We start from the raw sequence: 12,581 nt of genomic DNA, 5'->3' as shown, positions 1-12,581 counted from the left end.
CGGAGTCGGACGAGCTGACTCGGAATCCGACGAGCTGACAGGCGGCCGGCGAGCTGACAGGCGGCCGGGGCTCATGCCCCGGCCGCCTCGTTCGTTCGGCTCTCTCCGGTGCGCGGCCTGCCGCCCCTGCGCGGATTGCGGCCGGTGCCCGCTGCCCCGGCGCCGTCGCCCCGGCCAGTGGTCCCTGCTCGACTCCTGCCCATAGACTGGCCGGAGACCCATCAGCACCTTCAGGAGGCCGTATGCCCACCACAGTCAAGGGAATCGTCGCCAAGGCCAAGGGCGAGCCCGTCGAACTCACCGACATCGTGATCCCCGATCCGGGACCCGGCGAGGTCGTCGTCGATGTGAAGTCGTGCGGGGTGTGCCACACCGACTTCCACTATCGGGAAGGCGGGGTCAGCGACAACTACCCATTCCTCCTCGGCCACGAATCGGCCGGGATCGTCTCCGAGGTCGGTGAAGGCGTCACCGACGTCGCTGTCGGCGACTTCGTGATCCTCAACTGGCGCGCAATCTGCGGCGAATGCCGGGCCTGCAAGCGCGGCGAGCCCTGGTACTGCTTCGACACCCACAACGCCACCCAGAAGATGACCCTGACCGACGGCACCGAGCTGGAAGCCGCACTCGGCATCGGCTCCTTCGCGGAGAAGACGCTGGTGGCCGCCGGACAGTGCACGAAGGTCGAGGAGTCGGATCCCGCCGTGGTCGGGCTGCTCGGGTGCGGAGTGATGGCGGGCATCGGCGCGGCCATCAACACCGGCCAGGTGACCCGCGGCCGGTCCGTGGCCGTGATCGGCTGCGGCGGCGTGGGCAATGCGGCGATCGCCGGCTCCCACCTCGCCGGCGCCTCGCCGATCATCGCGATCGACTTCGACGAGAAGAAGCTCGCCGCGGCGAAGGAGCTCGGCGCCACCCACACAATCGCCTCGAAGGATCTCGACGAGGACGGCGTGGTGTCGGCCGTGCAGGAGCTGACCGGCGGTTTCGGCGCCGACGTCGTGATCGACGCCGTCGGCCGGCCGGAGACCTGGCGGCAGGCGTTCTACGCCCGCGATCTCGCCGGCACCGTCGTCCTGGTGGGCGTGCCCACCCCGGACATGGAGCTCAGCCTTCCGTTGGCCGACGTGTTCGGCCGCGGCGGCCGGCTCAAGTCGTCCTGGTACGGCGACTGCCTGCCGGAGCGCGACTTCCCGATGCTCGTGCAGCTGTACAAGGAAGGGCGCCTGCCCCTCGACAGGTTCGTGACGGAGCGGATCCGGATCGATCAGGTCGAGGAGGCGTTCGACAAGATGAACCGCGGCGAGGTGCTGCGTTCGGTGGTGGAGTTCTGATGACTGCTCGTGTCGACCATGTGGTGACGTCCGGGACCTTCTCGCTCGACGGGGGCACCTGGGACGTCGACAACAACGTGTGGATCGTCGGCGACGACTCCGAGGTGATCGTCTTCGACCCGGCCCACTCCCCCGATGCCGTCGTCGAGGCGGTCGCCGGCCGAACGGTCCAGGCGATCGTGCTCACGCACGGCCACGACGATCACATCCGCGCTGTCGCTGATGCCAAGCAGGCGCTGGGCAATCCGCCGGTTCTCCTCAATCCCGAGGATCAGGTCCTCTGGGAGATGGTCTACCCGGAAGCCCAGCCGGACGGCACCATCGAGGACGGGCAGGAGTTGACCGTCGGCGGTGCCACGCTGCGTGCCATCCACACGCCGGGACACTCGCCCGGCTCCACCTGCTTCTACGCACCCTCCGGCCTCAATGTCGGCGGACTGCCCGGTGTGATCGGAACCCCGGTGGGCGCCGAGGTCCCGGTGCTGCTGTCCGGGGACACGCTCTTCCAGGGCGGACCGGGAGCGACGGGACGGTCGTACTCGAGCTTCGACACGATCATCGAGTCGATCCGCACCAAGCTCTTCGCCCTGCCCGACGAGACGGTGGTGCTCACCGGCCACGGCGACGCGACCTCGATCGGTGCCGAGAAGCCGCATCTGCAGGAGTGGGTCGACCGCGGCCACTGATCGTGAGCGCTGCCGGGAGAACATGTCCTCTCCCGGCAGCCCGTCACCTTCCCGCGAGCACACCCGCAGTGCTGACGCCGGGCCTCCACGAGGTCCGGCGTCAGCCATTCAGCGATCGAATCAGGCACTTCGCCGGCGGTGGGGTCCCCCGAATCCGAGAACCGCAGTCCGCGTCGACTTCCCATCCGAACGATCATTCGGTAAGTTTTCTTCATCGCCCGCCGCTGCGCGGGCACCGACGTACGAAGAGGTGGGTCACAGATGAAGACGACGAAACGCACGAACCGCGCACTGACGGCAGTACTCGCGGCCGGAGCGAGCATCGGACTGCTCGCCGGCTGCGCCGGCGGGGTCGGCGCCAGCGGCGGCGGCCAGAGCGGCGGAACCGGATTCGAGTACGGGGCATCGCAGGAGGAGGTCGACGCAGCGCTGGCGGAGCTCGAGCCCGTCACTCTGACGTATCAGCCCGGTGCATCCTCGCAGAACTCCGAGACGGCGGCCAACGGGCTGGCCTTCCAGAAGTACATCGAGGAGCGCTCCGGCGGCAAGATCAAGCTGGAGAACGCGTGGGGCCAGTCGATCGCACCGTACACGGAGCTCGATGACGCGCTGACCGACGGTCGCGTCGACATCGCCTATTACGCCGCGATCTACTTCCCGGACGAGTTCCCGACCGTCGACGCCTACAGCAAGCTCACGCATTACTCGACGGCAGCACCCCTGACCGGTGAGGCGATCTCGGCGGCGATGATGAGCGAGCTCGGCTGGAACAGCGAGGAGCACATGCAGAGCATCGAGGAGAAGGGCCTCGTACCGCTCTCCCCGCTCATGAGCTCCGGCGACTACTGGACGGCCTGCAGCGAGCCGGGCTCCGCCCCGGAGGACTGGCAGGGTCGGCAGATGCGGATCGCCGGCACTGCGCACACTGCGTTCGCCGAGGCGCTGGAGGCCAGCCCCGTGTCGATGGAGTACGGAGAGACGTTCGAGGCGCTGCAGCGCGGCACGGTGGACTGCACCTTCGTGCAGCCGCAGGTCGCGGGCTCGACCGGTCTGCTCGAGGTCGCCCCGTATGTCTCCCACTTCGCCGACAAGCGCATGACCGGCTCGGCCACAGCGATGCACGTGGCCGGCCCGGCGATCAAGGAGCTGCCGCTGGCCTACCAGCAGATCATCTTCGACGCCGAGGTCGACCACTGGCACGGAATGGTCGTCAACACCATGGACGCCGGCCGCCAGGCCGTCAGCGACGCCAAGGGCGCCGGCGGCGAGTTCGTGGAGATGGATCCGGAGACCGAACAGATCATCGCCGAAACCCAGGAGAAGCTCGTCGACGACCTCATCGCCGAGGGACGCCTGCCCGAGGACATCCGTGAGCAGATGGAGGCGTCCGCGGAGAAGTGGACCGGCATCGTCGAGGAGCTCGGCTACACCGACGCCGGCGAGCTCGACCAGCTCGACGAGTGGTACGAGAAGGGCAGCGTGGACTTCCGTCCGCTGGCCGAGCGCGTCTTCTCCGAGTCGGCGGCCGGCCACCGGCCGAGCTGATCCGACCGGCAGCTCCGAGATCGGCTGACAGGACCGACAGCGAGCAGTTCGGTCCGCGCCGGGGCTGATGGGTTCACCTGCCCCGGCAGCGTCGCGAGATGCCCCTGACCTTCCAGGTCGGGGGCATCTCGGCGTTGTCGACCCGACCTGTTGAAGATGACACAATGGCCGCATGACCAAGCAGGAGAGAGAGCACACCCTGAGCCGGACCGAGCAGATGTGGATCACTGCGGAGATCAACGGCCCCGGGTGGAACCTCTTCTACGGGATCGCGCTCATCGTGATCGCGATCGGCCTCGCAATCTCCGTGATCGTGCCCTCCCTCGAACTCTCCGCAACCGCGATCGCCCTGGCGATGGCGGCCGCAGTCGCCTTCGGCGGCGTGTTCCTGAGCCGCCTCGGCCTCCGGCGCGTCCTGCCGCTGCAGCGCCTCAGGCACGACAGGAGCGCTCACCTGACCGAGGAAGTGGAATTCACCGGAGTGACCGCCACGCGCGATCTGTTGCTGCAGCAGGCCGATTCGACACCGCTCGTGCTGCGCGGCCCGCTGCCCTCGACCGCGCAGGGCGAGCCAGCGGAGGATGCCCTCCTGCATGAGGGACAGGCCACTCTCGCCCGGTATTCGGATTGGGATGAGCAGGATGCGGTGCCCGCGCGGCTGACCTTCTCCGACGGCTGTCACGCCATCGGATACGTCTCACGCAGCTGAGAACACGAGTGCGGTGGCCAGTGCAGCCACTCCCTCACCACGCCCGGTCAGGCCGAGCCCGTCGGCAGTCGTGCCCGACACCGCGACCGGCGCACCGGCCGCATCGCTGAGCACCTGCTGCGCCTCTTCGCGCCGCCTGCCGATCTTGGGGGTGCTGCACACTGCCTGCACCGCGATATTGCCGATCTCGAATCCTGCAGCGCGCACGAGCCGTGCGGCCTCCGCAAGCAGCTCCGCACCCGAGGCGCCCGCCAGCTCCGGCCGGTCGGTTCCGAAATGCGCGCCGAGGTCGCCGATCCTCGCCGCGGAGAACAGCGCGTCGCAGCAGGCGTGGGCCACCGCATCCGAATCCGAGTGCCCCTCAAGCCCCGTCACGCCCTCCCACAGCAGTCCGGCCAGCCACATCGGCCGGTCCGGGTCCAAGGAGAAGGCATGCACGTCGACTCCGAGTCCCACCTGGGGCAGCAGTCGATCCGTCATTCGATCCTCTCCTTCGGGGGTGCCTCGGCACATCCGTCCGCCATCCCGGGCTTCCGGGGGCCGGCGTCCGGTTCGCTGTCGCCGACGTACAGCTCCGCGAGCCGCATGTCGATGGGATGGGTGATCTTGAATGCCCGCTCGTCCCCGGCGACGACCTCCACCACGTGACCCAGCCGCTCGACCAGCATCGCGTCGTCGGTGGCTGCCGGATTCGGGTCCGCCCGCTGGAGCCGGTGCGCCTCCTGCAGGATGGCCAACGGGAAGCCCTGCGGGGTCTGCACCCGGCGCAGCGTCGAGCGATCCAGGTCGCTCACCAGCGCTTCACCGCCTGCCGGGCCCCGTCCGGCCACTCGCTTCACGGTGTCCGTCATCGGCAGGGCCGGCACCACGCCGGCAGCACCGGCGCGCAGGGCCGCGACGACGCGCGTGAACACCGCGGGCGGGGTCAGGCAGCGCGCGGCATCGTGCACGAGGACGTTCGAGCAGCTGCCCACCGCTTCCAGTGCGGCCTGCACCGAGGCGACGCGGTCCTCACCGCCGACGACGACGTCGACCGTGCTCGGGTCCAGCCCCGCGGCACGCACACGCGCAGCCAATGCATCCGCAGCCGCAGACACGAGCGCCTCGGGAACCGCAGCCACCACATGTGCGGCTGCCCCCGAGGCGAGTGCGCCGAGCACGCTGCGCTCAAGCAGCGTGACTCCGGCGATTTCGACGAATGCTTTGGGGATGCCCATCCCCAGACGAGTTCCCGACCCCGCGGCCGGGATCACGACACAGGCGCTCAGGACGCGAGAACCTCGTCCAGCAGGGCCTCTGCTTCTTCCTCTTCCTTCTTCTCGGCCAGAGCGAGCTCGGAGACGAGGACCTGACGGGCCTTCGCGAGCATCCGCTTCTCACCGGTGGAAAGTCCGCGGTCCTGTTCGCGGCGCCACAGGTCCCGGACGACCTCCGCAACCTTGATGACGTCACCGGACTGGAACTTCTCCAGATTCGCCTTGTAGCGGCGAGACCAGTTGGTGGGTTCTTCGGAGATGTCCGCACGCAGGACGTTGAATACCTGCGCGAGGCCTTCCTCGCCGACGACATCTCGCACTCCGACCAGATCGCAGTTCTCAGCCGGGACCTCGATGATCAGATCACCGTGCGAAACCTGCAGTTTGAGGTACAGCTTCTCTTCACCCTTGATCGTCCGGGTCTTGATCTCCTGCACCATCGCAGCTCCGTGGTGAGGATAGACAACGGTATCGCCGACCTGAAAGTTCATATTCTCCTATACCCCTTTCGCGGACCTCCAGTCTAACATGACACTCACCACAGCCTTCTCCCGGGGAGCGCCCAGCGTGTGATAAAGTCCCGATTCTTCATCTGGGGTTCACCTGTGCGCCGATGACGAGGCGCACCGCTCGCTCGCGTTCCCTCTCGGGGTATCCGCACAGTTCTCCCAGCCGGTTCTACAGCGGGTCAAAGAACGGGTAATATGCGAAAGTGATTCTGTCTTGCCACTTCAAGGAGCTTGAACCGTGAAACGGCTTTCCCGCGTCGCTTTGGCCGCCGCCGCAGTCGCCCTCATCGCCCCCGTCAGCGGCTGTGCAGCTTTGCTCTCGGCGCAGCAGACCGCCCAATACCAGTACAACGGCGGGGACGGCGCATCGGCCGACTTCGGTGACGTCGCCATCCGCGGTCTGCTCCTGGTGGGCAACGGAGAGGGAGATGCCAACCTGTTCTACGCCATCGTGAACAACTCCGATCAGGAGGCGCAGGTCGAGTTCGAGGTCGGCGACGCGACCGTCTCGGAGACCGTTCCCGCCGGCGGTGAGCTGCTGCAGAATCCTGACAATCCCTTCCTCGACCAGGAGCCGATCGTCGTCAGCGGCTACGAGGGCGAACCCGGCGCACTCCAGGACGTGGAGGTCACGGTCAACGGGGAGTCGCAGACCGTGCGCACGCAGATCGTCAGCGACGCGCTTCCCGAATACGCGACTCTCGTCCCCACCGCACCCGCCGAGGGCGGAGAAGACCCGACGGATCCCGCGGCCACGGAGACCGCAGGTGCCGAGGAGCCGACGGCAAGCTGATCTTCAGCCCGGGCCGGCCGCAGCGCAGGACGCCGAGCCGGGGGTGCAGAAGAGGCGGGCAGCGATCGCTGCCCGCCTCTTCTGCGCCCTCCCGGCCGGGTTGCCGCAGCCGCCGGCCGGGAGGTCTGCCAGGATGATCCGTCCTGCTCAGGCCTCGAACTTGTAGCCCAGTCCGCGCACCGTGACCAGGAGCTTCGGGTCCGAGGGCTCGACCTCGACCTTCGCACGCAGGCGCTTGATGTGAACGTCCAGCGTCTTGGTGTCGCCCACGTAGTCCTGACCCCAGATCCGGTCGATGAGCTGCCCGCGGGTCATCACCCGGCCGGCGTTGCGCACGAGCATCTCCAGCAGCTCGAACTCCTTGAGCGGCAGGGACAGCTCCGTGCCCCGGACCGAGGCCACGTGACGGTCGACGTCGATGCGGACGCCTCCCGCTTCCAGCACGGAGTCGACCAGTCCGTCGGGCTCGGTGTTGCGGCGCAGCACCGCGCGGATCCGCGCCAGCAGCTCGCGCGAGGAGTAGGGCTTGGTCACGTAGTCGTCGGCTCCGAGCTCCAGTCCCACGACCTTGTCGATCTCCGAATCCTTCGCCGTCAGCATGATGATCGGGACATTGGACTTCGACCGCAGCGACCGGCACACCTCCGTTCCGGATGCTCCCGGCAGCATGAGATCGAGCAGCACCAGGTCGGCGCCGTTGCGGTCGAACTCGGCAAGAGCCTGCAGACCGTCCTCGGCGACGACGACCTCGTAGCCCTCCTTGCCCAGGAGGTACGACAGCGGGTCGGAGAACGAGTCCTCGTCCTCGACGAGCAGAATTCGTGTCACGTCGTTTGCTTCCTTTGCTCTTCTTCGTCGACTGGCTCCGGCTCCGCCGCCGAGGCGCCCGCCCGCTGGGCAGGAGCGTCGGCGTCGGCCCGAGAGCCGGTACTGATCAAAATACCCTGCTCGGCCGCTGCGGCGAGCTCCGGGCTGTCACCGCCGCGGGCGATCGGCAGCAGGATCGTGAATGTCGAGCCCTGCCCCAGCTGGCTCCACACGCGGATCTCGCCGCCGTGGCTGGCGACGATGTGCTTGACGATGCTCAGTCCCAGACCCGTGCCGCCGGTGACGCGGGAGCGGGCGGGGTCCACTCGGTAGAACCGCTCGAATACGCGCTCGGTGTCCTCCCTGCTCAGGCCGATTCCCTGGTCGGTCACCGCGATCGCGATCCGGCCGTCGTCGAGCTTGGCGCCGATGCCCACCTGCGTTCCCTCGTTGGAGTAGCTGATGGCGTTGTCGACGAGGTTGCGCACGGCGTTGACGAGGAGTTCGTAGTTGCCCTCGACCGCCCACTCCCCCCCGCTGACCACCTGCAGGGTGATGTTCTTGGAGTCGGCGCGGGTGGCGGCCCGGTCGACGGCGTCATCGATGACCTGGGAGATCGGGATCAGCTCGCTGGCCGCCGGCGTCTCGTGGTCCTGCACGCGGGACAGGTCGATGATCTCCTGGACCAGCTGGGTGAGGCGCTTGGACTCCCGCTGCATCCGGGCGCCGAACCGCTCGACCGCCTCGGGGTCGTCGGCGAAGTCCGTGACGGCCTCGGCCAGCAGCGCGATGGCCCCGATCGGGGTCTTGAGCTCGTGGGAGACGTTGGCGACGAAGTCCCGGCGCACGGCCTCGAGGCGCTTGGCCTCGGTCTGGTCGTCGCAGAGCACCAGGACGAAGGACGGCCCGAGCGGGGCGACCCGGGCGTGGAGGTGGCGGATTGCCCGCGGGTCCGAGCTGCGCTGCTGCTCGAAGCCGAGCTCCTCGATGAGGCCGCGGACGCGCGCGCGCCTCACGACCTCGAGCAGGCCGGGCGATGACAGCTCGTGACCGCGCACCAGGCCGTAGGTGTAGGCGGCGGGCGAAGCCTTGACGACGTCGTCGCCGGCGTCGAGGACGATCGCGGCACTCGGCAGCACTGCCAGCACCTCGGCGATGCCGTCCGGCAGCTCGTTCTCGGAGTGGAGATCCGCGGAGCTGCGGCTGTGCTCGGAGAAGCGGAACGCCAGTATCCCGGCGATGCCCAGGCCCAGCCCGATGATGCCGGTGATGACGGCGACGACCAACAGATCCACGGATCAAGCCTACTGGTCGAGTGAACGGAGCTCAGCGAGTTCCTGTCCGGAAGGCGTATTCTTTAGGGATAAGTTCATCTGCGGGCCAGCGTCGATTCACACCGAGCTGGGAGCGTGAGGGCGGATCCCGTCTGCAGGCTCCGCCGCTGGTCGGCGGACCGCCCTGCCGTATTCGGCATTCGACCTGCCGTCCTCGGCACAACCCCCTGGGAAAGGAAGCGTGCTCCATGCGCGAAGTCTTCAAGAACGAGCTCAAAGCCCTCGCCGACGATCTCGTCATCATGGCGAGCAAGGCTGCGCAGGCGATCGAGCAGGCCAGTGAGGCAATCCAGACCAATGACCTCGGCCTCGCGGAGTCGGTCATCGACTCCGACCGGGAGATCGACAACCTCGAGTCGCAGATCGACCGGCAGGCCGCTCAGATCCTGGCTCTGCAGGCTCCCGTCGCCGCCGATCTCCGAGTCGTCATCTCCGCGCTGAAGATGAGCATCGCGCTCGAGCGGATGGGCGATCTCGCCCGTCACATCGCCTCGCTGGTGCGCATCCGCCATCCGAAGCCGGCGGTGCCGGACGAGTTCCGCGACACCTTCAACAACATGGGGCGCTCCGCCAAGCTCATCAGCACCACCCTCGTCAGCCTGCTCGACAACCCCGGCCTGGCGGCCGTGCCCACGATCAACGCGATCGACGAGGAGCTCGATGAGCTCCATCTGCGCATCTTCACCCTGATCTCCGACCAGCAGCCGGGCGACATCACGCCGGCCCAGATCGCCGACGTCACCCTGCTGTCGCGCTACTACGAGCGCTTCGGGGACCAGGCGGTCAACGTGTCGCAGAAGGTCGAATACCTGCTGACCGGCAACTGGGAGCCGGAGCTCTCCGCCAAGGACTGACCGCGGGGTCAGTGCCGCCGCGCACGGACAGTGCGGCCGCACGCCAACGGGCCGGGCACACCTGAACTGGTGTGCCCGGTCCTTTCGCGCTCCCGAGGCGTCGGCTCCGCCCACTTGGTTCGGGGGCGGGTCAGCGGCCCTGGTTGGCGACCTGCCCGATGGCCTGCGCGGCGGCCTCCGGATCGAGGTACGTGCCACCGGGGCTGACCGGTGTCAGCGATTCGTCGAGCTCGTAGTGCAGGGGGATGCCCGTCGGGATGTTGAGGCCCGGGATGTCGGCGTCGGAGATGCCGTCGAGGTGCTTGACCAGGGCGCGCAGCGAGTTGCCGTGGGCGGTCACCAGCACGGTGCGGCCCAGCTGCAGGTCCGGCACGATCGCGTCGTACCAGTACGGCAGCAGACGGACGACGACGTCGGCCAGGCACTCAGTGCGCGGCAGCGCCTCGCCGAGGTTCGCGTAGCGCGGATCTCCCGCCTGCGACCATTCGGAGGAGTCGTCGAGCACCGGCGGCGGAGTGTCGAAGGACCGGCGCCAGATCATGAACTGCTCTTCGCCGAACTCGTCGCGGATCTCCTTCTTGTTCTTACCCTGGAGCGCACCGTAGTGGCGCTCATTGAGCCGCCAGGACCGCTTGGTGTCGATCCACAGCCGGTCAGCGGACTCGAGGGCGAGGTTCGCGGTCAGGATGGCCCGCTTGAGGCGCGAGGTGTGGGAGATCTCGGGCAGGAGTCCATGGGCGGTCAGCAGCTCGCCGGCGCGGGCGGCTTCGGCGCGCCCCTTGTCCGTGAGCGGCACGTCGACCCATCCGGTGAACAGGTTCTTCTGGTTCCATTCGCTTTCGCCATGGCGCAGCAGTACGAGGTTGTATGTCCTGTCGCCCATTCTTCCATGCCCGGCGTCAGTACCTGCCGATGAACTCGTTGTCATCCGAGTCCTGCAGGAGCGAGGCGAAGGCCTGAAGATTGCGCGTGGACTCCCCGCGGGCGACCCGCCACGCCCATTCCTTCTTCATCGAGGTGAGGAATCCGATCACCAGCAGCTCGTTGAAGGACTCCTCGGCGGCGCTGAGGAAACGTCCCAGCACCGAGTCGAGGACCTCTTCGCTCCACGCGACCAGCGGCAGCGAGGCATTCAGGTACACGTCACCCAGGCTGTCGATCGAGAACGCCAGGCCCTTGAGCTTCGAGTTCCGCTGGAGCAGCCAGGTGTGGAAGCGCTCGACGTTCTCGTCGGGCTTCCGGATCACGAAGGCCTGCAGGTCCACGTCACGGTCCGAGCACTTCACCGACACCGTCGTCTTGAGCTTCCGTTCGCCCGGCATGGTGACGACGGCGTGCGTGTCCGACAGCCGGTCGACCTCGAGCCCCTGGGCCTGCGCCCACTCCACCGTGAGGTCGGCCGCGGCCACCGCGGCCGACCCACTGTTCGACGCGCTGGTCGGGGTCCGGCCGGTCGTCGTTCCTGCCGACGGACCGTCGGTCGCTGCATCGCTGCCTGTCCGGCTCATGGGTGCCTCCGTTCCGCGGCGGCCACGACTGCGGCCACGCACTGGTGCCAGTCGAATCGCTGCGCTCGCCGATGTGCGCTCTCTCCCATCCGAGCACGCAGCGCCGGATCAGGCAAGAGGATCTCAAGTGCCCGCGCCCACGTCAGCGGGTCGTCCTCGGCCACCAGCAGGCCTGTCACCCCCGCTTCGACGATGTACTCGAGCCCGCCGACCGCCGAGGCGACGACGGGCACTCCGACGGCTGCCGCCTCGGCCGCGGCGAAGCCGAAGGACTCGCTGCGCGACGGAACGAGCACGACGTCGGCGGCACGGTACCACTGGACCAGCGTCTCGGCCGGCACCGGCGGCAGGATCTCGACCTGATCGGCCAGCCCGGCCCGGCCGATGCGCTCGGTGAAGGCGGCGTCGTCCGCGTCGTGGCCCGAGGCGGCACCGAGCATGACGAGCCGAGTGCGCGCGGCCAGCACCGGGTCGAGGCGGCGCAGTGCGGCGAATCCGTCGATGGCGGTGTCGGTGCCCTTGACGTGCTGCATCCGGCCCACGTAGAGCAGCAGCAGATCAGCGGACTCCTCGCCGACCGCCCGCCGCGCGAGCTGCATGGGACCAGGGGTGAAGATCTCGTGGTCCACCCCCGGCGGCGCGACCACGATGCGCTCCCCCGCGGCGCCCAGCAGCTGCTGGAGGTCGGCGGCCTCCTGCGAGGTATTGGCCACGAGGATATCGGCGGCCGCGGCGATGGCCCGCTCGGCGCTCACGCGCTCCGCCGGCTCGCTCTGCCGACCGGTGTCGCGGTCCTTGACTTCCGCGATGGTGTGGAAGGAGATCGCCAGCGGCGTCTGCGCCCGCAGCTCCAGGGCGACTGCGCCGGAGATCCAGTAGTGAGCCCAGACCAGGTCGATCTCGGTGAGGGCCGGGTGCACGGCGATCTCCGCGGCCAGCTCGGCCACGACCTCGGCCAGTTCGTCCTTGTCCTCCGCGGGAACGGTGAGCTGATGCAGCCGAACTCCGGGTGCCAGCACGACGGATCCGGAGGTGGGAGCCTGCGGGTCGGCGGTGAAGATCTCCACCTGATGACCCAGCCGGGCGAGCTGCCGTGCGGTGGCCTGCACATAGACGTTCATGCCCCCTGCATCGCCCTGACCGGGCTGAGCTGCGGGAGACGTGTGGAGGGAGAGGACGGCGACGCGCACGCTAGCTGATATTACCCGCTCACCGCCCGCGGCAGCGGTCCGTCGGTTCGGGGCTG

The 12,581-nt window shown here is 68.3% G+C and carries 14 protein-coding genes; 6 read left to right on the top strand and 8 right to left on the bottom strand.

The window, feature by feature from the left end; translation table 11 throughout:
• Positions 1–242 precede the first annotated feature (242 nt).
• The 4 genes from LXN01_RS09360 (at position 243) to LXN01_RS09345 (ending at position 4,274) form a co-directional block, all read left to right on the top strand.
• Positions 243–1,334 (top strand): S-(hydroxymethyl)mycothiol dehydrogenase, encoded by a 1,092-nt coding sequence (locus LXN01_RS09360; RefSeq protein ID WP_236864399.1) that lies wholly within the window; start codon positions 243–245, stop codon positions 1,332–1,334.
• Positions 1,334–2,020 (top strand): MBL fold metallo-hydrolase, encoded by a 687-nt coding sequence (locus tag LXN01_RS09355; RefSeq protein WP_236864398.1) that lies wholly within the window; start codon positions 1,334–1,336, stop codon positions 2,018–2,020. Before LXN01_RS09360 ends, LXN01_RS09355 begins: the two co-directional genes overlap by 1 nt.
• Before the next feature lie 261 nt (positions 2,021–2,281).
• Positions 2,282–3,565 (top strand): TRAP transporter substrate-binding protein DctP, encoded by a 1,284-nt coding sequence (dctP, locus tag LXN01_RS09350; protein WP_236864397.1) that lies wholly within the window; start codon positions 2,282–2,284, stop codon positions 3,563–3,565.
• 172 nt (positions 3,566–3,737) lie between these two features.
• On the top strand, positions 3,738–4,274 hold the full coding sequence (locus LXN01_RS09345; RefSeq protein ID WP_236864396.1) for a hypothetical protein: 537 nt from the start codon (positions 3,738–3,740) through the stop codon (positions 4,272–4,274).
• On the opposite strand, the gene ispF is transcribed toward LXN01_RS09345, so the two are convergent.
• From ispF to LXN01_RS09330, 3 genes are read right to left on the bottom strand one after another with little or no spacing between them, the layout of a single operon-like run.
• Positions 4,263–4,754, bottom strand: coding sequence for a 2-C-methyl-D-erythritol 2,4-cyclodiphosphate synthase (ispF, locus tag LXN01_RS09340; RefSeq protein WP_236864395.1), 492 nt, complete (start codon positions 4,752–4,754; stop codon positions 4,263–4,265). The two genes, LXN01_RS09345 and ispF, sit on opposite strands and share 12 nt — an antisense overlap.
• Positions 4,751–5,491, bottom strand: a complete 741-nt coding sequence (locus LXN01_RS09335) for an IspD/TarI family cytidylyltransferase (RefSeq protein WP_236864394.1) — start codon at positions 5,489–5,491, stop codon at positions 4,751–4,753. The genes ispF and LXN01_RS09335 overlap by 4 nt, the downstream gene beginning before the upstream one ends.
• A 47-nt stretch (positions 5,492–5,538) precedes the next feature.
• Positions 5,539–6,021: a CarD family transcriptional regulator gene (locus LXN01_RS09330; protein WP_236864393.1), complete on the bottom strand. Its 483-nt coding sequence runs from the start codon at positions 6,019–6,021 to the stop codon at positions 5,539–5,541.
• 256 nt (positions 6,022–6,277) lie between these two features.
• Here LXN01_RS09330 and LXN01_RS09325 point away from each other — a divergent pair, with 256 nt between their 5' ends.
• Positions 6,278–6,832, top strand: a complete 555-nt coding sequence (locus LXN01_RS09325) for a hypothetical protein (RefSeq protein WP_236864392.1) — start codon at positions 6,278–6,280, stop codon at positions 6,830–6,832.
• Between the two features lie 147 nt (positions 6,833–6,979).
• Here the strand turns inward: LXN01_RS09325 and LXN01_RS09320 are convergent, their stop codons facing one another.
• Positions 6,980–7,660, bottom strand: a complete 681-nt coding sequence (locus LXN01_RS09320) for a response regulator (RefSeq protein WP_236864391.1) — start codon at positions 7,658–7,660, stop codon at positions 6,980–6,982.
• Positions 7,657–8,934 carry a sensor histidine kinase gene (locus LXN01_RS09315; protein ID WP_236864390.1) on the bottom strand — a complete coding sequence of 426 codons (1,278 nt, stop codon included), beginning with the start codon at positions 8,932–8,934 and terminating at the stop codon, positions 7,657–7,659. The genes LXN01_RS09320 and LXN01_RS09315 overlap by 4 nt, the downstream gene beginning before the upstream one ends.
• Positions 8,935–9,161: 227 nt before the next feature.
• Between LXN01_RS09315 and phoU the strand changes: the two genes are divergently transcribed.
• Positions 9,162–9,827, top strand: coding sequence for a phosphate signaling complex protein PhoU (gene phoU / locus LXN01_RS09310; RefSeq protein WP_236864389.1), 666 nt, complete (start codon positions 9,162–9,164; stop codon positions 9,825–9,827).
• A gap of 130 nt (positions 9,828–9,957) precedes the next feature.
• Here phoU and LXN01_RS09305 read toward each other — a convergent pair whose 3' ends face one another.
• Genes LXN01_RS09305 through LXN01_RS09295 form a run of 3 tightly spaced genes read right to left on the bottom strand, consistent with a single transcriptional unit; the run spans position 9,958 to position 12,525 of the window.
• Positions 9,958–10,710 carry a phosphoglyceromutase gene (locus LXN01_RS09305; protein ID WP_236864388.1) on the bottom strand — a complete coding sequence of 251 codons (753 nt, stop codon included), beginning with the start codon at positions 10,708–10,710 and terminating at the stop codon, positions 9,958–9,960.
• Positions 10,711–10,726: 16 nt separating this feature from the next.
• Positions 10,727–11,335, bottom strand: a complete 609-nt coding sequence (locus LXN01_RS09300) for a type III secretion system chaperone family protein (RefSeq protein WP_236864387.1) — start codon at positions 11,333–11,335, stop codon at positions 10,727–10,729.
• The gene (locus tag LXN01_RS09295) at positions 11,332–12,525 is read right to left on the bottom strand and encodes a glycosyltransferase (protein ID WP_236864386.1); all 1,194 of its coding nucleotides are present in this window, start codon (positions 12,523–12,525) and stop codon (positions 11,332–11,334) included. The genes LXN01_RS09300 and LXN01_RS09295 overlap by 4 nt, the downstream gene beginning before the upstream one ends.
• Between the last annotated feature and the right edge of the window lie 56 nt (positions 12,526–12,581).

The organism is Brevibacterium daeguense, assembly GCF_021729135.1.
GTDB classification, from domain to species: domain Bacteria; phylum Actinomycetota; class Actinomycetes; order Actinomycetales; family Brevibacteriaceae; genus Brevibacterium; species Brevibacterium daeguense.
The sequence above is the reverse complement of the archived record's forward strand: the minus strand, read 5'-3'. Positions and strand labels throughout refer to the sequence as shown.